General features: G+C 60.7%; 17 protein-coding genes and 1 other RNA gene. 9 read left to right on the top strand and 9 right to left on the bottom strand.

Annotated features, from left to right (window positions below):
* Positions 1-142 precede the first annotated feature (142 nt).
* The 3 genes from FEV16_RS11400 to FEV16_RS11380 all read right to left on the bottom strand — a co-directional run bounded on the left by FEV16_RS11400 (position 143) and on the right by FEV16_RS11380 (position 4,227).
* On the bottom strand, positions 143-1,225 hold the full coding sequence (locus FEV16_RS11400; protein WP_138167757.1) for an autotransporter outer membrane beta-barrel domain-containing protein: 1,083 nt from the start codon (positions 1,223-1,225) through the stop codon (positions 143-145).
* A 45-nt stretch (positions 1,226-1,270) separates the two neighbouring features.
* Positions 1,271-2,920 (bottom strand): hypothetical protein, encoded by a 1,650-nt coding sequence (locus FEV16_RS17455; protein ID WP_171015211.1) that lies wholly within the window; start codon positions 2,918-2,920, stop codon positions 1,271-1,273.
* Positions 2,921-3,294: 374 nt separating this feature from the next.
* Positions 3,295-4,227 carry a ribose-phosphate pyrophosphokinase gene (locus tag FEV16_RS11380; RefSeq protein WP_210234884.1) on the bottom strand — a complete coding sequence of 311 codons (933 nt, stop codon included), beginning with the start codon at positions 4,225-4,227 and terminating at the stop codon, positions 3,295-3,297.
* A gap of 243 nt (positions 4,228-4,470) precedes the next feature.
* On the opposite strand from FEV16_RS11380, the gene mnmA reads away from it, so the two are divergent.
* From mnmA to FEV16_RS11360, 4 genes are all read left to right on the top strand, one after another.
* Positions 4,471-5,703, top strand: a complete 1,233-nt coding sequence (gene mnmA, locus FEV16_RS11375) for a tRNA 2-thiouridine(34) synthase MnmA (RefSeq protein ID WP_138167754.1) — start codon at positions 4,471-4,473, stop codon at positions 5,701-5,703.
* Positions 5,700-6,422, top strand: a complete 723-nt coding sequence (locus FEV16_RS11370; RefSeq protein WP_138167753.1) for a class I SAM-dependent methyltransferase — start codon at positions 5,700-5,702, stop codon at positions 6,420-6,422. Before mnmA ends, FEV16_RS11370 begins: the two co-directional genes overlap by 4 nt.
* A 54-nt stretch (positions 6,423-6,476) precedes the next feature.
* Positions 6,477-6,631, top strand: a non-coding RNA gene (ssrS, locus tag FEV16_RS11365) — 6S RNA.
* A gap of 27 nt (positions 6,632-6,658) precedes the next feature.
* On the top strand, positions 6,659-7,291 hold the full coding sequence (locus FEV16_RS11360) for a 5-formyltetrahydrofolate cyclo-ligase (protein ID WP_138167752.1): 633 nt from the start codon (positions 6,659-6,661) through the stop codon (positions 7,289-7,291).
* Between the two features lie 23 nt (positions 7,292-7,314).
* Here FEV16_RS11360 and FEV16_RS11355 read toward each other — a convergent pair whose 3' ends face one another.
* From FEV16_RS11355 to FEV16_RS11340, 4 genes are all read right to left on the bottom strand, one after another.
* Complete coding sequence (locus FEV16_RS11355; protein ID WP_171015210.1) at positions 7,315-8,259, bottom strand: LysM peptidoglycan-binding domain-containing protein; 945 nt, start codon at positions 8,257-8,259, stop codon at positions 7,315-7,317.
* Positions 8,260-8,362: 103 nt separating this feature from the next.
* Complete coding sequence (gene cobT / locus FEV16_RS11350) at positions 8,363-9,385, bottom strand: nicotinate-nucleotide--dimethylbenzimidazole phosphoribosyltransferase (RefSeq protein WP_138167750.1); 1,023 nt, start codon at positions 9,383-9,385, stop codon at positions 8,363-8,365.
* A 151-nt stretch (positions 9,386-9,536) separates the two neighbouring features.
* Positions 9,537-10,979 carry a deoxyribodipyrimidine photo-lyase gene (locus FEV16_RS11345; protein WP_138167749.1) on the bottom strand — a complete coding sequence of 481 codons (1,443 nt, stop codon included), beginning with the start codon at positions 10,977-10,979 and terminating at the stop codon, positions 9,537-9,539.
* Between the two features lie 151 nt (positions 10,980-11,130).
* Positions 11,131-12,594 carry an amino acid permease gene (locus FEV16_RS11340; protein WP_138167748.1) on the bottom strand — a complete coding sequence of 488 codons (1,464 nt, stop codon included), beginning with the start codon at positions 12,592-12,594 and terminating at the stop codon, positions 11,131-11,133.
* 269 nt (positions 12,595-12,863) lie between these two features.
* Between FEV16_RS11340 and FEV16_RS11335 the strand changes: the two genes are divergently transcribed.
* From FEV16_RS11335 to FEV16_RS11315, 5 genes are all read left to right on the top strand, one after another.
* Positions 12,864-13,097: a hypothetical protein gene (locus tag FEV16_RS11335; protein ID WP_138167747.1), complete on the top strand. Its 234-nt coding sequence runs from the start codon at positions 12,864-12,866 to the stop codon at positions 13,095-13,097.
* A gap of 99 nt (positions 13,098-13,196) precedes the next feature.
* The gene (locus tag FEV16_RS11330; RefSeq protein WP_138167746.1) at positions 13,197-14,780 is read left to right on the top strand and encodes a glucan biosynthesis protein D; all 1,584 of its coding nucleotides are present in this window, start codon (positions 13,197-13,199) and stop codon (positions 14,778-14,780) included.
* 150 nt (positions 14,781-14,930) lie between these two features.
* A complete protein-coding gene (locus tag FEV16_RS11325; RefSeq protein ID WP_138167745.1) occupies positions 14,931-16,160 on the top strand; it encodes a class I SAM-dependent methyltransferase in 1,230 nt (409 codons plus the stop codon).
* A 35-nt stretch (positions 16,161-16,195) separates the two neighbouring features.
* On the top strand, positions 16,196-17,953 hold the full coding sequence (locus FEV16_RS11320) for a methyltransferase domain-containing protein (protein ID WP_138167744.1): 1,758 nt from the start codon (positions 16,196-16,198) through the stop codon (positions 17,951-17,953).
* Positions 17,845-18,672, top strand: coding sequence for an FkbM family methyltransferase (locus FEV16_RS11315; protein WP_246657294.1), 828 nt, complete (start codon positions 17,845-17,847; stop codon positions 18,670-18,672). The genes FEV16_RS11320 and FEV16_RS11315 overlap by 109 nt, the downstream gene beginning before the upstream one ends.
* A 124-nt stretch (positions 18,673-18,796) precedes the next feature.
* Here the strand turns inward: FEV16_RS11315 and FEV16_RS11310 are convergent, their stop codons facing one another.
* Entirely contained in the window at positions 18,797-19,954 is a 1,158-nt protein-coding gene (locus FEV16_RS11310) for a glycosyltransferase family 2 protein (RefSeq protein WP_246657293.1), read from the bottom strand.
* A complete protein-coding gene (locus FEV16_RS11305) occupies positions 19,920-21,290 on the bottom strand; it encodes a glycosyltransferase family 1 protein (RefSeq protein ID WP_138167743.1) in 1,371 nt (456 codons plus the stop codon). The genes FEV16_RS11310 and FEV16_RS11305 overlap by 35 nt, the downstream gene beginning before the upstream one ends.
* Positions 21,291-21,541 lie beyond the last annotated feature (251 nt).

The raw sequence follows: 21,541 nt of genomic DNA, 5'->3' as shown, positions 1-21,541 counted from the left end.
GGCTCAATATCGACTGCGTTGTCGGACTGAATCGCGTGGACCCGTAATATTCCCGCCGGCGACCGCCCTTCGGCTACGCCCTCGATGAGTAAGCGTGGCAGTCTCAGTTATCTCGCGGTCCAGCTTTCGGAAGATCGCGCCCTCACCAATAATATCGCACGCCCGCCTTCCCGCCGTAGCTCTGCGAGACCGAGGAAAACTCACCCTGGAAGTTCGAGACTAGCGCGAGTTGATTGGTGAGATTGATCTCTATGCCGACCTTCGTTTGCACGAGATTATAGGTCGCGCGCGGACCCGCTACGGTGAAATCCTGTCCTGGCAGCGAGATCAGCGCATTCGTGAACTGACGCTGCGGGAAGAACTCATGGACATAGGCGACGCTGCCTGTAGGGACGATCCGCCAACCGTTTGCCAGCGTGTAGCCATTCGAAACACGCAAGCCCACGAAAGCCGGCAGAGAGAGAATCGACTGGCCGTTGTTCTTCAGCGCCAGAGAGGAAAAATACAGCAGGCTGCTGCGCTCCGAGAATGCGCTCGACTGGTAAGCCGCAGCCTCACCGGCGATGAAAGGCGTGGCGGTCACGCCGGCAAACGACAGGCTATGCCCGCCTTCGACGCGCGTGCGAAATTCCGTTGAACCGAAAGAAGCGTCGAGCTGCTCATAGGCGAGAAAGCCATAGCCCCCCGCCCTGCGATTGGTTTGATTCGAATAGGCGCTGAACGTTTCGCTCAGCGCGACATAGCTCGCGCCCTTGGCGTAGGAGCCGTAAAGTCCGGCGTGAAAGCCTGTCATCTTGCCGGATGTCGAAAACTGGCCGACACTAAAGCTCGCTGTACTGCCGCCGAGCGCCGCGCCGATCAGCACGCCTGGCGCGATCTGGTAATCAACGCCGAGAAGTCCGCCATAATAGCCGGCGTTCGCCGCGGGCGTTCCGCGCCCGCCATCGGCAAGGAAATTCGCGCCGCCGCCGAAGAAAGAAGACCAGGCGCGAAACAGTCGAGGCTGCGGAATTTCGGAAAAGCTCGTCGCCGGTCCGTTGATCTTGATCGGGCCTTTCGCGCGAATGTTTCGTTCAACCGGCGCATAGGCGATGAAGCTGTTCGGGCCCTGACTCGAGGAAGCGGCGCCGCTCGTGTCGCGGCTTTCGCCAGATTGCCAGAAGGCGATCTGATCGGCGATCGTCGAACTCGCCATCTGGCCGGCTTCCATCGCAACCGTCTGCACGCCGGAAAGCCCGGCGCCGCTGATGTTGTCGAGTACGCCCGGCGCCTATTGCGCGCTTTGCACGAGCAATGTGTTGATGACATTGGCGCCCAAGGGGCCGATCGGTCCTTTGCTCGCGAGCGTCATCGCATTGCCGACGTTTCTCTGATTTCCGTTGCGCGCGACGGCGCTGAATGGAATCGCTTGTTCGAGCGTCAGGTAAACATTGTTCGAATCGTATGAGAGCGAAGGCGTCAGGAAGAAAAGATTCGTTGAGACGCCGCTGAAAGTTCCTGAAACGCCGCCGAGCGCATTCAGGATTGTGTATCGCTGGCTCGGCAAATAATTGCCAGATCCGGCGGAAACCTGCACCGATCCCGCGAGGGTGGCGGCGCCGCTGACAATCGCGGAGTCGTTTGACCCCGGCAGCACACGGAGGGCGAAGATCGAACCGGGGAGAAATGTGAGATCGCCGATGATGCTCAACGCGCCGATATTGGCGATCGAACCGGGAGATAAAGCGCCGCCCGGATTAACGATCACATTGCCGGGTATATCCGAACCGCCGAGCGTCGCGCCTGAATTCACAATGTAATTCGTCCAAGGAGAAACAGGGCCTCCGATCACCTCACCGTCGAGCCTTCCTCCATTAATTACGACATTGCCAGCGATATCTGATCCGGGGAGAAAGAAGAGGAAGTTCGTCCCGCCGGTGAAAGTTATTGCGTCGCCTTCTGCTCCTCCACAGGAACAACCTCCCGCTATGCCGCCGGCATTGAAAATGATCAGGTTGGCGCCGACGATGCCAGCGCCGCCCGCGCCTGCGCTTCCTCCTGCCCCTGCTCCTGCCGGTCCGCCGTCGCCGCCGAGGATGAGGCCGTAATTCGCGATGGACGTGCCGGCGGGGTTCACAACAAAGATGCCTGCGCCGCCTTGACCTCCGTTTCCTGCAACGGAGCCATCACCGCCAACGCCGCCTGCGCCGCCTGAGATAAACCCCTCGTTTATGATTCCCGAGATGCCGAAAGCGACGATGCCGGCGCCGCCGGCGCCCCCGCTTCCCCCTGTATTCCCCGCTCCGCCATTGCCGCCAGCGCCGCCCTGAACAAATCCCAAGTTTGCTATCAACGTGCCTGTATCGAAGCCGTTGAACCCAATGCCGCCTTGCCCTCCGTTTCCGCCAACGCCGGCCCCGGCGCCGCCGTCGCCTCCCTGGCCTCCGGCAATAGTTCCCGAGCGGAGGTTCTGAAAGGTGTCGAACGCGCCTCGCGAGAGACCATATCCGCCTGCGCCGCCGCCTCCGCCGGCGATACCGCCGCCGCCTCCGGCGCCACCGTCGCCGCCACTTATAGCGCCGTTATTGACGGCTCCAATGAACACTCCATGACTGCCGCCCCCGCCGCCGCCCGACCCAAACTGGCCGGGGCTGCCAAACGAACCGCCCACGCCGCCTGGGCCGCCTGCGCCGCCGCTCCCTCCCCCTCCATTGCCGCCCGCGCCCCCAGTTTCGCCAGCGCCGCCGCCCCCGCCGCCTCCGCCGGAGACGGAGCCCGAGGCCCCGGAGCCGCCGGCGCCAGAGCTTGCGCTGATTCCTCCGGCGCCTCCGCCGGAGCCGCCGCCGGCGCCGCCCACCGTTTGAGCCGCCGCATTACTGATCAGGAGAGGTAGGAGAGCTGTTACGGACAGAGCGTACGCTAAGCGACGTGAACGCCTCATGCGAATATTCCTGAAACGGCATTAAGCCGATGATCCTTCAGCTTTACAATAAAGTCTCCTTACTAACTGTCAGATTTATGCAACACGAGACGCCAATTGATTGCCGATTGAAGGCGGTGAAAAAAGGCGACTCGCGCCAAGTCCGCGAGCGTCCACGAGTAATGTCGCAACTGGCTGTCGATGTCGTGCAGATGCGTTCGCACGGCCGCACGCGGTAGAGAGACGATGAGCTTCGAAAACGCGCCGGGACAATAGATTTTGTGTGGCCGGGCAGCGTCGTAGATTGTCACGTCGACCGGACGCGGGGACGCGCGGCGTGATTCGATTGCCTCGACAAGGCTGCCGCCTTGCCGCCGATGTCCCCGGCGGGAAACCTAATCGAACAAGCTTGAGACGCTCTCTTCCCTTGCCGTTCGTGCGATCGCCTCGCCGATCAGATGGCCGATCGGAATGACGCGAATATTGGGCGCGGCTTCAACGGCTGCTGTCGGACGGATAGTGTCCGTGACCACGAGTTGCTTCAGCTTGGAGTTTGCGATGCGCTCAGCCGCGGCGCCCGACAGCACGCCGTGTGTGATGTAGGCGTATACTGATCCTGCGCCCGCAGCGAGCAAGGCTTCAGCGGCGTTGCACAGCGTGCCGCCGGAATCGACGATGTCGTCGATGAGAATGCAATTGTGGCCATCGACGTCGCCGATGATGTTCATGACTTCGGATTCGCCCGCGCGTTCACGTCGCTTGTCGACGATCGCGAGCGGCGCGTCGATGCGCTTCGCCAGCGCGCGTGCGCGCACGACGCCGCCGACGTCCGGCGACACGACCATGACGTTCTTGAGTTCGAGGTGCGACTTGATGTCCACCACCATCACCGGCGCGGCGAAAAGGTTGTCTGTCGGAATATCGAAGAAGCCCTGCACCTGACCGGCGTGGAGATCGACCGTCAGGACACGGTCCGCGCCCGCCCTCGTGATCAGATTGCTGACGAGCTTCGCAGAGATCGGCGTGCGTGGCCCTTGCTTGCGGTCCTGACGGGCGTAGCCAAAATAGGGAATGACCGCCGTGATGCGGCGCGCCGAGGCGCGGCGCAGCGCGTCGATCATGATTAGGAGCTCCATGAGATGGTCGTTGGCTGGCGCGGACGTGGACTGGATCACAAACGTGTCCTGCCCGCGCACATTCTCCAAAATTTCGACCCAGATCTCCTGATCGGCGAAGCGGCGAACCTGGGCGCGACAAAGCGGGACGCCGAGATGGGCGGCGATCGCCTCCGCCAGCGGCCGGTTGGAATTGCCAGCCAGGAGTTTCATCGCCGCCATTTAATCCGTCCCCGCGCCTTAAACGCCGCGGCGTCATAGCAGCGATGGCGGCTGCGAACAATATGACGCTAAAATGGCGGCTTTCTCCGGTCAAAAAGCGCTGACAGGATTGCCTCTTGGACAGGTGATGCTCTAAATGATGAAAGCGGCCTCACCGATGCGCGGCGGGCCGGGCGTTCGATTTGCGCCTCCATTCATCTCGCCCACGTGCTTAGACAGGCGTCGCTTCCGTTAATGACGAATAGCGTATCGGATCATGCGCCGCAGCCTTCCTCGCCGCGCGAGACGCGAATCGTCGTCGCCATGTCCGGCGGCGTCGATTCAAGCGTCGTCGCCGCGCTGCTGAAGGAACAGGGCTTCGATGTCATCGGCGTGACGATGCAGCTTTACGATCATGGCGAGGCCACGCATCGCAAGGGCGCCTGCTGCGCCGGTCGTGACATCCATGATGCGCGCAGCGTCGCGGCGCGGCTCGGCATTCCGCACTTCGTCCTCGATTATGAAACCAAGTTTCGCGAAAAGGTGATCGACGAATTCGCCGCGAGCTACGCCAGCGGCGAAACTCCCGTGCCCTGCGTCGCCTGCAATCAGTTCATCAAATTCGCCGATCTCCTGGAGACGGCCAAGGACCTTGGGGCGCATGCGCTCGCGACTGGACATTACATTTCCGCTCGCGAGGACGGACATGGCGGACGCGCGCTTTACCGCGCCAAGGACGCGTCGCGCGATCAGAGCTATTTTCTGTTCGCCACGACGAGCGAACAGTTGCGGATGCTGCTCTTTCCGCTTGGCGACTACACCAAGGCCGAAGTTCGCGAGATGGCGCGTCGCTTCGGCCTCGAAGTCGCGGATAAGCCTGATAGCCAGGACATCTGCTTCGTGCCGACCGGCCGCTATACGGATGTCGTCGAAAGGCTTGCGCCGGCGGCGGTCGTGCCCGGCGAGATCGTGCATATCGACGGCCGTGTGCTGGGGCGTCACGCCGGAGTCATTCATTACACCATTGGGCAACGGCGCGGGCTCGGCCTTGGCGCCAAGGTCGCCGGTCGCGACGCCGAGCCGCTTTACGTCTTGCGCCTTGACGCGGCGAAGGCGCAAGTCATCGTCGGGCCTCGCGAGGCGCTTGAGACGCGCGCGGTGAAGCTACGCGACGTGAACTGGATCGGCGAGGGATCGCTCTCATCTCTGCCGCCCGAGGGCGTTGACATCATGGCGCGTGTGCGTTCGACGCGACCGCCAGCGCCGGCGCGGCTGATCGCCCGCGAGGATGGCGCCGCTTCTGTCGTCTTCGCGTCAAGCGAATCTGGCGTCTCGCCCGGGCAGGCGTGCGTCTTCTACGACACAGACGAGGAAGAGTCGCGCGTGCTGGGCGGCGGGTTCATCGCCGCGGTCGAGCCAGCTGCGACGGTAATGACATCGAAGGCGTCGCCGCTGCGCGTCGCAGAAGGGCGAAGGGCGCCTCGATGAGCGAAGCAAGAAATTATTTGCGCGAAGTCGAAACGTTGGACAACGGCAATGTCGAAGCCGCCTATGCGCGCTGGGCGCCGATTTACGATCTGACTTTCGATATCTTGCTGAAGCCCGGGCGACGCGCCGCCGCGACGGCTGCCTCGAAAGCGCGCGGACCAATTCTCGACGTCGGAGTCGGCACCGGCCTCGAACTGCCGATGTTCGCTCCCGACACGCAAGTCATCGGCGTCGACCTGTCGGAGCCGATGCTGCGCCGGGCGGCGCAGCGCGTGCGTCGTGAGCGCCTCGATCATGTCGCCGGCCTCGTGAAGATGGATGCGACGCGGATGGCTTTCCCCGACGCGACCTTTGCCTGCGTTGTCGCTCCCTACATGCTGACGGTCGTCCCCGAGCCTCAGGCCGTGCTCGACGAACTCGCGCGCGTGCTGCGGCCCGGCGGCGAGATCGTGCTCGTCAATCATGTGAGCGGCAAGGACGACGCGATCGCTTTGTTCGAGGCGTGGCTCGATCGCCATATGGCGCCCAAACTCGGCTGGCGTCCACAATTTCCCTGGTCGATCATCGGCGACTGGATCGACCGGAACCCGCGCATGAGACTTGTCGAGCGCCGGCCGCTCGCGCCCTTCGGCTTGTTTACCCTGACGCGGATCAAGCGCATGTCCGCGGAAAGCAAGAAAAGCGAAGAGTCAGCGCCGCTCGAATTGGCGCTCGCATAAGCGAAATGCTTTAACCTACTGGCGCTCCCCCGCGCGCGACGCTACATTCATTGGGCGGCGCTGCGGGGTGCGTGCAGGACTATTATTCCCCGGGGCCTTATCGATCCTTATGGGAGCTGTCCCTGGCCTCGCTCGTGGGCTTGGTCACACGGCGCCCACCTACGTTGTAGGTTCCCGGGATCGATGTCCCACGGCTCTTGTGGCCCGCACTCTCCTTCCCTGCTATTGCTCTTTTCATGAGCGATCTGAAAGCCGAGCTGCGGCGACGCTTCCTGGCGCGTCGCGATCTTGTCACGCCGCGCGAGTCGCATGAGGCGGCCGCTTCGATCGCACGCCGAGGCGTGGCCCTCGTCACCGGCATTGCGCGCGAGGCGGGGTTCGACACGCCTTCCGTCGTTTCCGTCTATTGGCCGATCCGCAGCGAGTTGAACACGCGCCCATTGATCGATGCCCTGGCTGTGGAAGGCTACCGCGTAACGCTGCCGGTGATGCACAAGGTGCGTCATCCGCTGGTCTTTCGCGCCTTCACGCCAGGCGATGATCTCGTCAAAGGGCCCTTCGGCCTATCGGAGCCTTCCGAAAACAATCCGGCTTACGAGCCGGACATCGTTTTTTTGCCGCTAGCCGCCTTTGATAGGCGTGGTTTTCGACTCGGCTATGGCGCCGGCATCTATGACGCCACGCTCTCAGCGCTTCGCGCCAAAAAACCGGTAATTGCTATCGGCGTCGCTTATTCGTGCCAGGAAGCGGATCATGTGCCGATCGAGCCGCACGATGAGCGGCTTGATTTCGTGATGACCGAACACGAGACAATAGAATTGTCCGCCATTGGCGCAGGCGCGAGAACCAATTCAGACGCCGCGCTTTAGGCGCTGACTCGGATCAGAATGCGTCATCGCGTGGGCGCTGCGGGCAACTTGACGAGCTGACCCGCGCGTAGCTTTTTCGACTTCAGGTCCGGATTGAGTTCAGCGATCGCTCGCCATTTGCTCGTCGCGCCGTAGACGCGCTTGGCGATGGATTTAAACGTGTCGCCCGCGCGCGCCGTATAAACTTCAAGTTCCGTCGCCGTGGTCGCGGGGCGCTCGACGGGCGTATGGCCAGCGACTTGTGGGGCCGCTTCTGAGGGAGCGCTTTGTCGGCCCTCCTCCGTCGGCGCTTCGTCGGAAGCAGCTGAATTGGCCTCCGAGGCGGGCTGCTCGGCGCCGATCGTCTCACCGCTCGATGCCGTCTCTTCGGGTTGAGACTCTTGCTGTACCGCGGCCTCCGAATTGACACGCGCCGCTTGCGGCCCGGCGATGAGCAGAAAGGCGATCGAGACAGCCGCGACGGCCAGCGAGACTTCTGCGATCCCGCGACGGCGTCGCGGCGGGAACAGCGGCGGATGTTCGCGATCGTCATCGTCTGATGTCGCCGCCTCTTCCTCACGTCCGTGCAGCCAGACCGCCGCCTCGAAGACGAAATATAGGAATAGCGCCGCCGTCACCGGCGGTTTTCGGAATGACTCCGGCGCGAACATGTAAGCGACGACGCCGAGCTGAATCAGCGCCGAGAGCCATGGCAGGCCGATTGCGCCAAGCGTCGCGCGCCGACGCGCCGCCATAGCGCCAGCCAGGACGAACAGCGCGAGAAAGACCCAAAGCAGCGCGCCTTCGCTGACGAACGCCCAGCCGAAGGCGGCGGAACCCAACAGATAGATTAGCCCTATGGCGGCGGCGGCGTAAGCCGTATGAACCAGCCGCTGGGGGCCTATGATCCTGCTCAGATGAAAGAGCAAGGCGGCCACGAGCGCCGCGATCAGGAACGCAGCCGGATATGGGGATGAAAGTGAGATCATGAAACCGCGCTCCATAGCGGCTTCGGCAGCCGGCGTTCGGTTTTCAATTCAATGCGCATGCGGATGTGACAGTTTCTTGAGAGCGGAGCTTGGCCGTGGGCGATTATTTTGATTTTTCCGAAACGCCGGCAGTCTCGAAGGTGGCCATATCCCGGTGGCACGCTAACGCGGCTTTGATCAAGCCTATGGCGAGGGCGGCGCCAGAGCCTTCGCCAAGCCGCATATCGAGATCGAGCAGCGGGCGCTTGCCGAGCCGGGCCAGAACATCGCGATGCGCCCCCTCCGCCGAGACATGGCCGGCCATGCAATGCGCAATGGCCTCGGGCGTAATCGCATGAAGCAGCGCTGCGGCGGCGCAGGCGACATAGCCGTCTAGCACGACGGGAATTCGATTGAGCCTCGCGGCGGCGATTGCGCCCATCATCGCCGCGATTTCCCGTCCGCCGACCCGACGCAGGATTTCCAAAGGGTCAGCAAAATGCGCGCCATGCAGCGCCAGCGCGCGGTCGATCGCGGCGTTCTTTCGCACAAGTCCCGCCTCGTCGACGCCGGCGCCGCGTCCGGTCCAACGCGACGCGGGCCCCCCATAGAGCGCTGCATAGATCGCCGCCGCACTTGTCGTATTGCCGATGCCCATTTCGCCCGGCGCCAGAAGGTCAACTTCGTCCTGGATCGCCTCCATTCCATAGGCGAAGGTCGCCGCAGCCTCGCGCTCGTCCATGGCCGGCGCCTCGGTAAAATCCGCCGTCGGCTGTTCAAGGGCGAGTTCAAAGACCTTGAGGCCGACGCCATGCGCCTTGCAGATCTGATTGATCGCCGCGCCGCCGCTCAGGAAATTCGCCACCATCTGCTGTGTGACGCTCGCCGGAAACGCCGAAACGCCCTGCGCCGCGACGCCATGATTGCCCGCAAATACCGCGACCAGCGGGCGTTCGATCGAGGGCTGCGCCCTGCCCTGCCAGGCGGCGAGCCATTCGACGATCTCTTCGAGACGACCGAGAGCGCCAGGCGGCTTGGTCAGCAGAACGTCACGCGCCCGCGCCGCCGCCACGGCCGCCGGGTCGGGTCCAGGCAGCGCCGCCAGCAACATACGGATTTCTTCGAAGGGGCGAATATGTTCAACCATGCCGCTGGCTTACCGGATCATGGCGCAATTTGCGAGCGATCGCGTCATTGTAGCGCAGGCGCGGTGATGCAGGGCAGCGCCTAAACCGCCGTCATTGCGAGCGAAGCGAAGCAATCCAGACTTCTGGTCGCGACTCTAGATTGCTGTGCCGCTACGCCTCTCGCAATGAGGCTTGGCCCCGCATCCATTCGAATGCCGCGAGCGCGCGATCCCGCGCCTCAGCATGATCGACGATGGGATGGGGATAGGTGTCGCCAAGCCGCACGCCGGCCGCGCGCAAGACATCCTCTGGCGCCGTCCAGGGGCGGTGGATGTAGTGAGCGTCGAGCTCAGCGAGCTCAGGCACGTAACGGCGCACATAGGCGCCGTCCGGATCGAATTTTTCCCCCTGAAGCGCAGGATTGAAGATGCGGAAGTAAGGCGCGGCGTCGGCGCCGCAGCCCGCCACCCACTGCCAGTTGGCGCTATTGTTGGCGAGATCGGCGTCGACCAGCGTGTCCCAGAACCAGCGCTCTCCTTTTCGCCAATCGATCAGAAGGTGCTTGATCAGGAAGCTCGCCGAAACGAGCCGCGCGCGATTGTGCATCCAGCCCGTGATCCACAATTCGCGCATCGCCGCGTCGACGAGCGGATAGCCGGTCTGGCCGTTTCGCCAGGCGTCTAGCGCCCTCTCGTCATCGCGATAGGGAAAGCGCTCGAAGGTCCTGTCGAGCGGACGCTCCGGCAAGTCGTGATGGGCGATCAACAGGTGATGGCAGAACTCGCGCCAGCCGAGCTCCCGCAAGTAGGCCTCGCCGCCGATGCTGGCTGGCTCGCTAATCGCGCGCCAAACTTCTCGAGGCGACAGCTCGCCAAAGTGCAAATGCGGGGAGAGCCGCGAAACGCCGACGCGCCCCATGAAGTCGCGCTCGGCCTTGTAATCGACGACGTGGTGACGCGCGAAGTCTGCAAATTCAGCGCGGGCCGCCGTCTCGCCAACGAGCCACGCCTTGCGCATACCCACCGCCCAGTCGGGGTTCTGCGGCAGCAAGCGCCAGGCGTCGAGATCGTCGCTGTGGGGCGGGAGCGGCGCGGCGTGCAGGCCAGTCGGCGCAGGCAGAGGAGCCTCAGGCGGCGGCGCGGCGAGGCAGGCGCGCCAGAAGGGCGTGAACGCGCGAAAGCTTTCCCCCTGTTTGGTGCGAAGGGTCTCTGGCTCGAAGAGCAAGGACTCATGGAAGCAGTGGGTTTCGACGCCATCATCGTGCAATTGCGCGGTGATTTCCTCGTCCCGCCGGATCGCCCAAGGTTCGTAAAGCTTGTTCCAGAAGACAGCGCCAGCGCCGATTTCGGCGACGATCTGTTCAAAAACATACTGAGCCCGACCGCGGCGCAGAGTCAGCTGCACGCCTCGCTCAGCGAGGCTCTCGGCTAGCGCCGCAAGAGAATGATGCAGCCACCAGCGCGCCGCCGCGCCCGGGCTCCATTCGCCGGGGCTCTCGTCATCCAGAACATAAAGCGCGACGAGTGGAGCGTCAGTTCGCGCCGCCGCGGTGAGGGCCGGGTTGTCGGCTACGCGCAAATCATTGCGAAACCAGACAATTGCCGGCGCATTCATTTCGCCCGAACCCTGTTCGACGCTACTCGAAGGTCACCCCCCGAGTAATCCGTTTTGATTAACGGTCGGGGAACTTATTCGTAACCTTCCTGGCGGCTGAGTGTTCCCCCGCCTGCACCTTTCGAACAGCGATCAAGGCTCTTCGACTCAATCAGTTGAGTCGTTTCGCATGCTTAAGCCCATAAACCAGGTAAATCCCAACCCCAACCCCCGTCCAGATCAGCAGCCGCAGCCAGGTGTCGAGCGGAAGCGCGACCATCAGCGCAAAACAGGACAAAATCCCGGCGATGGGCAGCCAAGGAATTCCAGGCGCACGGAAAGGACGACTGAGTTCCGGATGCATTTTGCGCAAGTGAATCACGGCCATGCAAACGAGCGCAAAAGCCGCGAGCGTGCCGATGCTGACCATCTCGCCGAGAATATCGAGCGGCAACAGACCGGCGGCGAGAGCGACGACGACGCCGACGAGGATCTGGCTAACGGCGGGCGTGCGCCATTCGGGATGAAGCCGCGCGAAAATCGGTGGAAGCAAGCCATCATGCGCCATCGCGAAGAAGATGCGCGTCTGGCCATAGAGCAGCACCAAAATCGCCGTCGTCAGTCCGGCAAGCGCGCCGAGTTTCACGGCCCAGGCGAGCCAGGAAACGCCGGTGCGGTCCATCACCAGCGCCATCGGGTCGGGAACGCCGAGCTCCTTGTAATTCACCACGCCGGTCGCGACCGCCGCCACGGCGATGTAGAGAATCGTGCAGACTATGAGCGAGCCGATGATTCCAATCGGCACGTCACGCTGCGGATTATGCGCCTCCTGCGCCGCGGTCGAGACTGAGTCAAAGCCGATATAGGCGAAGAAGACGACCGACGCGCCGCGCACCACGCCGCTCCAGCCATAGGTCCCAAATTCCCCTGTGTTGTCAGGGATGAGCGGCGACCAGTTGGCGCCGTCGACATGCGCAGCGCCGACAATGATCACCAACAGCACGACAGTGACTTTGATGGCGACGATGACATTATTGAAAAGCGTCGACTCGGTCGTGCCGCGCACGAGCAGCGCGGTCAGCAACAGTACGATACCGGCGGCCGGGACGTTGAACAATCCATGCACGGCGTCCGGCGGCGCGCCATGTGCGGTCGGATCGGCGAAAAAGGCGGTGGTAAATTGCGACGGCACCTTGATGCCGAAACCTTGCATCACGCGATTGAAATAGCCGCCCCAACCGACCGCCACAGTGGCGGCGCCGGCAGCGTATTCCAGCACGAGATTCCAGCCGATGATCCAGGCGAAAATCTCGCCGAGAGTGACATAAGTGTAGGTGTATGTGCTGCCGGATACGGGGATGAGCGCAGCAAGTTCGGCATAGCAGAGCGCGACAAAGGCGCAGGCGAGGCCCGACAGCACGAAGGAGATCATCACGCCGGGCCCGGCGTAATTCGCCGCCGCCGTGCCGGTTAGAACGAAAATGCCGGCGCCGATAATTCCGCCGACGCCGAGCGACATCAACGACGCCCAGCCGAGCGCGCGCTTAAGCCCGTCTCCTTCGGAGGCGGCATGATCGGCGATGATCTTGTGAACGGATTTGCGGTTGAGATAGCTCTTGCTGGCGGGTTGCGACAAACTTCGCCCTTTCGCGCTGCGCGACGTGCAGATGCGCCACGCCTTCGGTGGCGCCGATTATCATTGCGGGGCAAAAACATACAAGCGGAAAGACCGTGAAAAATGAAGGCCGGGCTTCGCCCTACGCAGAATAATCTTTCTGAATCAGTGACTTCTCATATCACGTCGCGGCAAAGCGGGCCTGGTCCGGCTTGCCTTGCGTCAGCCTTTGCTATAGCACCACGCGACGCGGCCCCGCCGCTGTTTAAGGTAAGCTCGAGAATGGCGTCATGAGCCAGAAGCCCATCAACTATCTGCACCTATCGACGCTCGTCGCCGTAGCGATCCTCGTCGGCACCGAGCTCGTCGGCGCGTCCTGGGCGGCGGGCTGGGCGCTGGGCGGCCTGTTCCAGCTCGATCCCCTGATCAGCCGGGGGTTAGAAATCATCTTCTCGCTCGCCGGCCTCGTCGGACTCTACTTCTTCATGCGGACCGCCCTTCGCAATGAGCCGATACGCGGCTGACTAAGGTCCTGCCTCTTCATGACTCGCGCCCCACGAAAGACTCGCGGCGGCCGCAGCGCCAAACGCGCATCTCCCAAACTTCGCAGCAAGGACGCCGAGATGGTCGAGAAGCAGGATCGTCGCTCGTTTCTCAAGGCGGCGGCGGCGACCAGCGCTTTAGGCGCCGTTGGCGCGACCCGCAGCGAGGCGGCGACGAGCGTCTCCAATCTCCGGCTCAGCGAGCCGCAACCGTTCTCCTTCGAGGCGCTCAAGCAAAGGGTGCAACAGCTCGTCAAGGAGCCCTATCGTAAGCCGAATATCCCTGCTCCCGAGATCGTCTCGCAAATTGATTACGAGAAGTGGGGGCAGATTACCTACAACACCGACCATGCGCTCTTCGCCGACGCCAAGGAGCGCTTTCCAGTTGAGTTCTTTCATCTCGGCATGTTCTTCAAAAAGGCGGTGCGCATCCACGTCGTCGAAAACGGCGAGGCGCGCGAGGTCCTTTACGATACGAGCTACTTCAACATGCCGGCAGATTCGATTGCGCGCCAATTGCCGCCCGGCGCCGGCTTCGCCGGATTTCGCATTCAGGAGGCGAAGGACGGCGCGCTCGACTGGAAGAGAAACGACTGGGTCGCCTTTCTCGGCGCGTCATATTTCCGTGCGATTGGCGAATTGCGTCAATATGGGATGTCAGCGCGAGGGGTTGCGCTCGACACCTGGCAGGCCGGAGCCAGCGAAGAATTCCCCGATTTCACCGAAATATACATCGGTCCGGAGACGGAGGACGGCGTCATCCTGCACGCGCTGCTCGAAGGGCCTTCGATTGTTGGCGCATATCGCTTTCTGATGACGCGCGGCAAAGGCGTGGTCATGGACATCGACTGCTCTCTGCATTTGCGCGGCGCCTTCACCCGCTTCGGCGTCGCGCCGCTCACTTCGATGTACTGGTTTTCGGAGACCGCAAAGCCGACGGCGATCGATTGGCGGCCGGAAGTGCACGATTCTGACGGATTAAGCATGTGGACGGGCGATGGCGAGCGCCTATGGCGGCCGTTGAACAATCCGAACCGGGTGATTGCATCGGCGTTCGGCGACAATAATCCCAAGGGCTTCGGCCTGATGCAACGCGATCGCAACTACGACCACTATCTCGACAACGTCTTCTACGATCGCCGCCCGAGCGTTTGGATCGAGCCCAAGGGCGACTGGGGCAAGGGCGCGGTTCAACTCATCGAAATCCCGACGGACGACGAGATCCACGACAACATCGTCGTGCTGTGGGCGCCCGAGAAGCCCGCCGTCGCCGGCGCTTCATTCGACTATTCCTATCGGCTGCACTGGCTGGCCGATGAGCCCTATCCGACGCCGCTCGCCCGTTGCATCGCGACCAGACTCGGCAATGGCGGGCAGCCCGGCAAGCCGCGTCCCAAGGGCGTACGCAAATTCATGGTGGAATTTCTCGGCGAGCCGCTCGCAAAGCTCCCCTTCGGCGTGAAGCCCGAACCCGTGTTGTGGGCTTCTCGCGGAACCTTCTCTTACGTTTTCACCGAGGCGGTTTTCGACAATGTTCCGGGCCATTGGCGAGCGCAGTTCGATCTGACCGTCGAAGGCCGCGACCCTGTGGAAATGCGTCTTTACCTACGGAACGGCGACGAAGTGCTTTCGGAGAACTGGCTCTATCAGTATCTGCCGTTCTAATCCGCAGGAGATTGACACCTTCGCCGTCTTGAGGCCAAGACTTCGGTGCGTTTCGGAGCAAAGCATGCGCGGAAAAGCTTTTCGGGCCACGATCTTGGACCCCGGCAAGCATGAACCGTTCAGGGGTGAGTGCGCGGGGGATTTGGAAACATGACGAAGAGAATCACCAAATGCCGTGTTGGCGGCTCCACTAATCTCGTCTCCGTTCTGTCGCTTGGCGACCAAGCGCTGACCGGCGTCTTTCCAAGCTCGCGCGAAACGCCTGTCACGGTCGGCCCTTTGGAGCTTGTCTGGTGTCCTGAATCCGGGTTGCTTCAGCTAGCGCACAGCTATGAAGCCAACGAGATGTACGGAGAGAATTACGGTTATCGCTCAGGGCTCAACCAATCGATGGTGCGTCATCTGAGCCAAAAGATCGCCCATCTCGAGCGCTTTGCCGATCTCAAACCTGGCGACGCGGTGCTCGACATCGGCTCGAACGACGCAACGTCTCTCAAGGCCTATTCCACATCGGGCCTCGCGCGCATCGGCATTGATCCGACCGGCGCGAAATTCCGGCAATACTACCCTGACGACATAAGGCTCGCCCCTGAGTTCTTCTCTTCTCAAGCGTTTGAACGGCTCTCACCGAAGAAGGCCAAGATCGTCACATCGATCGCGATGTTCTACGATCTCGATGATCCAGTCTGGTTTGCGCGAGAGGTCGCCAAGGTCCTCGCACCAGATGGCGTCTGGCACTTTGAGCAGAGCTACATGCCCTCGATGCTGCGGCTGACCTCCTATGACACGATCTGCCATGAGCATGTCGAATATTACTCGCTCGGCGTAATCAAGAAGATCCTCGACGCCGCCGATCTTGAGGTCCTCGATGTGCAGATGAACGCCATCAATGGCGGCAGTTTCGCCGTGACTGCCGGCCATAAAAACGGACAGCGAAAACGCAATCTCGCGGTCATAAACTGGCTGCTTGCTCAAGAGGAGCGTATGGGGCTGAACACGCCTCGTCCCTATCGCGATTTCGAAGATCGCGTGTTCCGACATCGCGAGGACTTGCGCCGGCTGCTGCGCGCCCTCAAGGATGACAACAAGCGAATCCTAGGCTACGGCGCCTCAACTAAAGGCAATGTCGTCCTGCAATTCTGCCAAATCGGCCCAGATCTCGTCGACGCTATCGCTGAGGTCAATCCCGACAAATTCGGCTGCTTCACGCCCGGCACGCACATTCCGATTATTTCGGAAGCGGAAGCGCGCGCCATGAAGCCGGACTATTTCCTGGTGCTCCCTTGGCACTTCAAGGAAGGCATATTGGCGCGCGAGCAGGAATATCTTGCGGGCGGCGGCAAAATGATCTTCCCCTTCCCTGAAATTGAAATCGTCTGATTATCGCTTTACGCCAAGCGGCATGGAGACGCCAAATGCTCACGGGGCTGATCGTATCGCATAGGGGAGAGCATTGCGGCGTTTATCAATACGGCAGAAATCTCCACGACGTGTTGTCGAAAGACCACGCGATTGTCTGGTCTTACGCCGAATGTGATAGTTTCGATGAGTTGCAGACTGTCGTTCAGGAAAGAAGGCCAGACGCCATCCTATTCAATCACCACCCCAGCACGATGGCGTGGCTGACCGACGCGCCAGTCAATGAGTTGCAGGCACCGCTGTTCTGTCTCCTCCATCAGGCCAGTCAGGAAATTGCCGACGGGTCTGGCGTAGCGCCGTTCGACTTTTTAATTTGTCTCGACCCTACGCTCATTCCGCGCAATCCGGTCGCTCTGCGCGCCCCGCGCTTTCTCCCAACCTCTCCCGGCAAGCTTCCGCCGGCGCCGGAGACATTCACGATCGGCTCGTTTGGCTTCGCTACGCCAGGCAAGGGCTTCGAACGGCTCTGCGCGCTCGTCAACGAACAATTCGATCGCGCGATCATCCGACTTAATATGCCTAAGCACGACAATCCCGATATTGTTTCGGACGCCCAAATTGCCCAGACAATTGAACGATGCAAAAAATCGATCACTAAGCCGGGGGTCGAACTTGTCGTCACCAACCACTTTTTCGACAATGCGCAAATCATCGAGTTCCTCGCGGGCAATACGATGAACGCATTCCTCTATGACGATATGCCGACATCTGGCATATCAAGTTGTGTCGACTTTGCCTTGGCGTGCGGACGTCCCTTCGCGCTGACTCGATCGGCGATGTTCCGACATATGTTCCACGTCAATCCTTCGATTTTCATCGAAGATCGCCGCTTGATCGATATCGCCGAAGGCGACGCTTCCATGCTCGACGCCCTGCGGGCGGCCGCCGCGCCGGAACGGGTCATAGCCGAGTTGAACAGGTCTATAATCGACGCAATGAGGGCGCGAGAGGCGAGCCGCGCGACGCCCGATCGCCGCGGCTTCAATAAGATTCTCGATGATCGCTCGCGCGCCGCTTATAGCGACGCCATTGGGGATCTGGAAAAATATGTCCCCGACATGCTCGCCCGCAAGATCGAGCGCGCCAATATTCAGCAAGGCTTTGCGCTCGACACGGCGCGGCGTTTTCTCGCCGAATGCCCCAACGCGCGAATCATGGCGGCGGGCTCGTTTGAAGATACCGCTGTCGCCACGCTCCGCGCTCAGGGTTATCAGATCGATGAGATCGATCCCAACGTCAATGGGATGACGCTGCTCGATTTTTATCGCTCACCTTGGGCCCAGCTAGGCTCCTATGACCTGTGCCTCAGCGTATCGGTTCTTGAACATGTCGCCGATGACGAGCAATTCGTCCGCATCATCAGCGAGTTCCTCCGACCCGGGGGTCTCGCGGTGTTGACCGTGGATTTCAAGGAAGGCTGGCGGCCGGGCCAAATCAAGCCGATCGTCGACCATCGGCTGTACACGACCCGTGACTTGCACGAAAGACTGATCAACGCGATGGAAGATTGCGCGCTCGTCGACCCGCCAATCTGGTCCGAAGGAATCGAAGATTTCGAATATGAGGGCAGCGAATACGGTTTCGCCGGATTTGTGTTCAGAAAGCTCGACGCCGAGTCCGTGCGCATGGCAAAAGCCCAGCCTGTTTGGCGGGAATTGCTCGCGCAGTCACAATCGCAAGCGTCGCGCCCTCCTCAAGAGGACAAGATGACGGCGATCAAACGCATGTTTGGCGTGGGGCGGCAAGGCAGGTAGGCATGACAGCCGAAAAAGACGTGGACATCCTGGTCCACGATAAATTCTTCAAGAATAGGAGCGAGCCGGGCGTTTTTGTCGAGGTTGGCGCCGCGCTTCCCGACTATCTGTCCATCAGCGCAAGATTCCGCGACCTTGGATGGAAAATCGTCGCGATCGAGCCAAATCCCGAATTTTGCGCGGCCCATCGAACCCGCGGACACGAAGTCTATGAATATGCTTGTAGCGACGTCGATGCCGACAACGTGGATTTCTTCGTCGTCGATTCTCAGGGCGCCGACTATTTAGGGGGGCAAGTTTCTTTCGAGTCTTTTTCCTCGCTTGGCATAAAAGACGAATTCGCGAAGCTTCACGAAACCGTCAAAAGCAGCACACGGATAAAAACCGTGCCGGTAAAAGTGAGGCGCTTAGATACAATCTTGAAGGAACACGAGCCGGATATTGATCATATCGATATACTCGCGATCGACGTCGAAGGCTGGGAGCTGAACGTCATGCGAGGGCTGTCGCTGGAAAAGTATAATCCGAGCGTCGTCATCCTCGAAAATCTGTTTCAGAAGGACGAATATATCGAGTTCATGAAAAAGGCTGGCTACGCGATGTGGCGCCGCCTTGAGCCAAATGATGTTTATGTTGCGAGAAACTTCGCCAACATTGACGAACCGAAAATCTCCCTATGGAGTCGCCTGCTAAGTTTCGTAGCGAAGCCAAAGCGATGATGAGGCAAGCTCAATGTTTGGAGAAGGAGCGCTCGCCACGACGGAATTCTTGAATCGGCTGGCGTGAAGTGAATGGCTTGCCGAACGAGCGCTGCATCCAGCTAAGAGACGACCCTTAAGCTTTTTATTGGCGATCCTTAAGCTTCTGCTCATGCAGCGCGCAGAGTTCAGAATGCCGACGCCTGAAACGTGCCGGCGACATCGTCCAATAGTCGAATTTGGCGCGAAAGCTGTCCAAAGAAAAATCCGAATAGACCTTCTTCATTAGACTATCCATTAACGCCCGATTCTCGCCATTCGGATTGACGAAGCACATGAATTTGCCGAGCTGCATGGCAAGCGGATGGAATTCATGTCTGATCACCCGCCGAACGTGGGAAGCCTCGGTGCTGTCGTGGCCAAAATAGTGGTCGGCAATATCGTAAAATCCTTCAATCGCGATGCGGTAGCGATTGACCAAGCCGCCGCCTGCGAACGAGTCGTTATCGGGGCGCCGAGCGAGCAGCGCACCGGAAAGGCATTTGACGCTCAGTCCGCTTGGCATCAATTCGAAAAGTCGCGCGACATGCCCCCAGCAGCTTCCGACGAAATTTTCATTGAGCGGCACGCGATTCCACGTCGAGCGCTTTACGATGATGCCGCCGATAAAGCTGAAGAACGCTTCGGTGTTAACCGCTTTACTGAAATAGACGCGGCGGCTGAGCGGATCTGAAAGCTCAAAGACGGCCCCGTCCTTGCACGCCACGGTCGGATATTCCACCCATCTGTCGTCGTAAAAATAGTACTCCAGATGCTTGCACAAATAGAGATCGTTGCCGCTTTGAATTTCCTTCAGTATCCGCCGCAACGCGCCCGGCCACATGATGTCGTCGCCACTAAAGAGCCAACAATAGTCGCCCGTCGCAGGCTCCACTGACTTCGCCATGTCCCGATCGATGCCGCCTTTCTGAGGCTGCCGGATATAGTTTATGTTGCGATGTTTGTGCTGGTAACCGGTAATAATTTCAGCAGTGTTATCGATCGAGGCACCGTCCAGAATCACGATCTCCACCTCGTCCCCACCATCCTGATTCAGGATTGAATCGAGCGTTTCCGGAATGAATTTCGCAAAATTGTAAACGGGAATGCAGACGGAGAGGCTGGCTGTCATCAATGCAGGTCCCTTCGCGAGAGCAAAGAGGCTCTCACCGAACTCGCCGAAGATAGGCGGAAGCGACAGCTGTAGCAACGCGACTCGAGCACGCCTTTTATTTCGCGGATTTAAGGGCACCGGCCAGGCCAACGGAGTTTATCTGATACAGCCCGCTACCGACCATCCCGGCGAGCCGCTCCGCCGATTCCCTCCAGGTCATGACCGCCGGAGCCCTGACCTTTCTAGTTTCCGCGAGCGCTTCCCGCACCCGCGTCGCGAGCGATTGCGGGTCGAGAATGTCGAAATAGACAGCCTCGTCGCCGCCGACTTCGCGAAAGACCGGAATGTCGCTTGCGATGACTCGCGCCCCGTGATGCGTGGCTTCGATCAGCGGCATGCCGAAGCCTTCAACAAAGGAGGGAAAGATCAGCCCGCGCGCATGAGGATAAAGATGAGAAAGATCGGCATCGCTCGCATTATCGAGCCAGAACAGCCGACGTCCGTATTCGCGGTGCCGCCGGATACGGCGTTGCAGCGCCCGAGTGTTCCATCCCGGCCGGCCGACAATGACATAGCGCGCGTCGCAGCCCTCGAACCATAGTAGTTCGAAGGCATCCAAAGCGATCGGATAGGCCTTGCGCGGCTCGAGCGTTCCCACGCTCATGAAGAACGGTGTCGGCGCTGAAGCGATTTGTTCCGCCAGCTTCGATGGCGCTTCTTTCCCACAATCACGAAAATCGGCGCCAAGCGGCCACCAGCCAATCCGCATATTGTCAGGCGCCACGAGACGCTTTTCGCGCACATAGGCGATAAGGTCATGCGCGACGCTTTGCGAGATGCAGACGATCGCGTCGCAATTGAGCAGCGCCTTTTCGAACCAAGGCATGAAAGGCGCGCTGTTCTTTACAGCGGTGGCGGCCGGATAACGCAGCGGAATAAGATCATAGAGGCAACCGACGACTTCGGCGCCAGCCTCATGCGCCGTCGCCAAGAGCGGCGGATATTCCTCGACGAAGCCCCATCCGGAATCGAGCAAGAGCAGCTTGTCACCTTTCTGCAGCTCGATCGCGTCAGGCAAATTGTCGTGCTTGAAGTGGCCGTAGAGTCGTCCCGCTTCGAGATAGACCGGAAGCCCTTTGCCGCTTTCAACGCAGGCGCGAGCGATTTCGCGCACGACGCGCTGCACGCCCGAATGGCCGCCAAAGCGATGCGTCGCCGTCATATCGATCAGCAGCCGATTGCGCTCGGCCGGAGGCGGGATAGCTCCTTCGAGGCGCGTGCGCAGCGCCTGCGCCTTGGCGGGATTAGGCGTGCGCCACCGTCCATCATGCAGGCGCCCAAGGCCAAGGAGGCGCGAGAGAGTCCAGTAAAGCTCGAGAGCCTTGGCGTAAACGGACCGAATGCGCGGATCGATGTCATATTGCTCGATATCGCTGAGCTCCCGATGCAGCTCTTGGAGCAGATAAGCGTCGATCTTCTCCTTCATTGCGCTCTCCGGGCGCAAGCCGCGCCGCCACGTTTCCCTTGTGTTGCGCAGCGTTCGTACGGCAGGTTGCCGCCCATGGCAAGGCTATGCGGCCAATGACGCATTCACCGAGGATATCCGGTTTTCCATGGCGCCGATGGTGGATTGGAGTGAATAAATCTAAATTTCAGATATTTGAATCGGCGCGCGTGCAATTCGTGTGCACAGACTGTTCGCTTTTTCTTCTTCTGCGATAAAGTGCGCAATGGCGC

The sequence above is a fragment of the Methylocystis sp. B8 genome, assembly GCF_005771425.1.
In the GTDB taxonomy this organism is placed as follows: domain Bacteria; phylum Pseudomonadota; class Alphaproteobacteria; order Rhizobiales; family Beijerinckiaceae; genus Methylocystis.
Note: the sequence above shows the minus strand (reverse complement) of the source record. Positions and strands in the feature narration are given on the sequence as shown.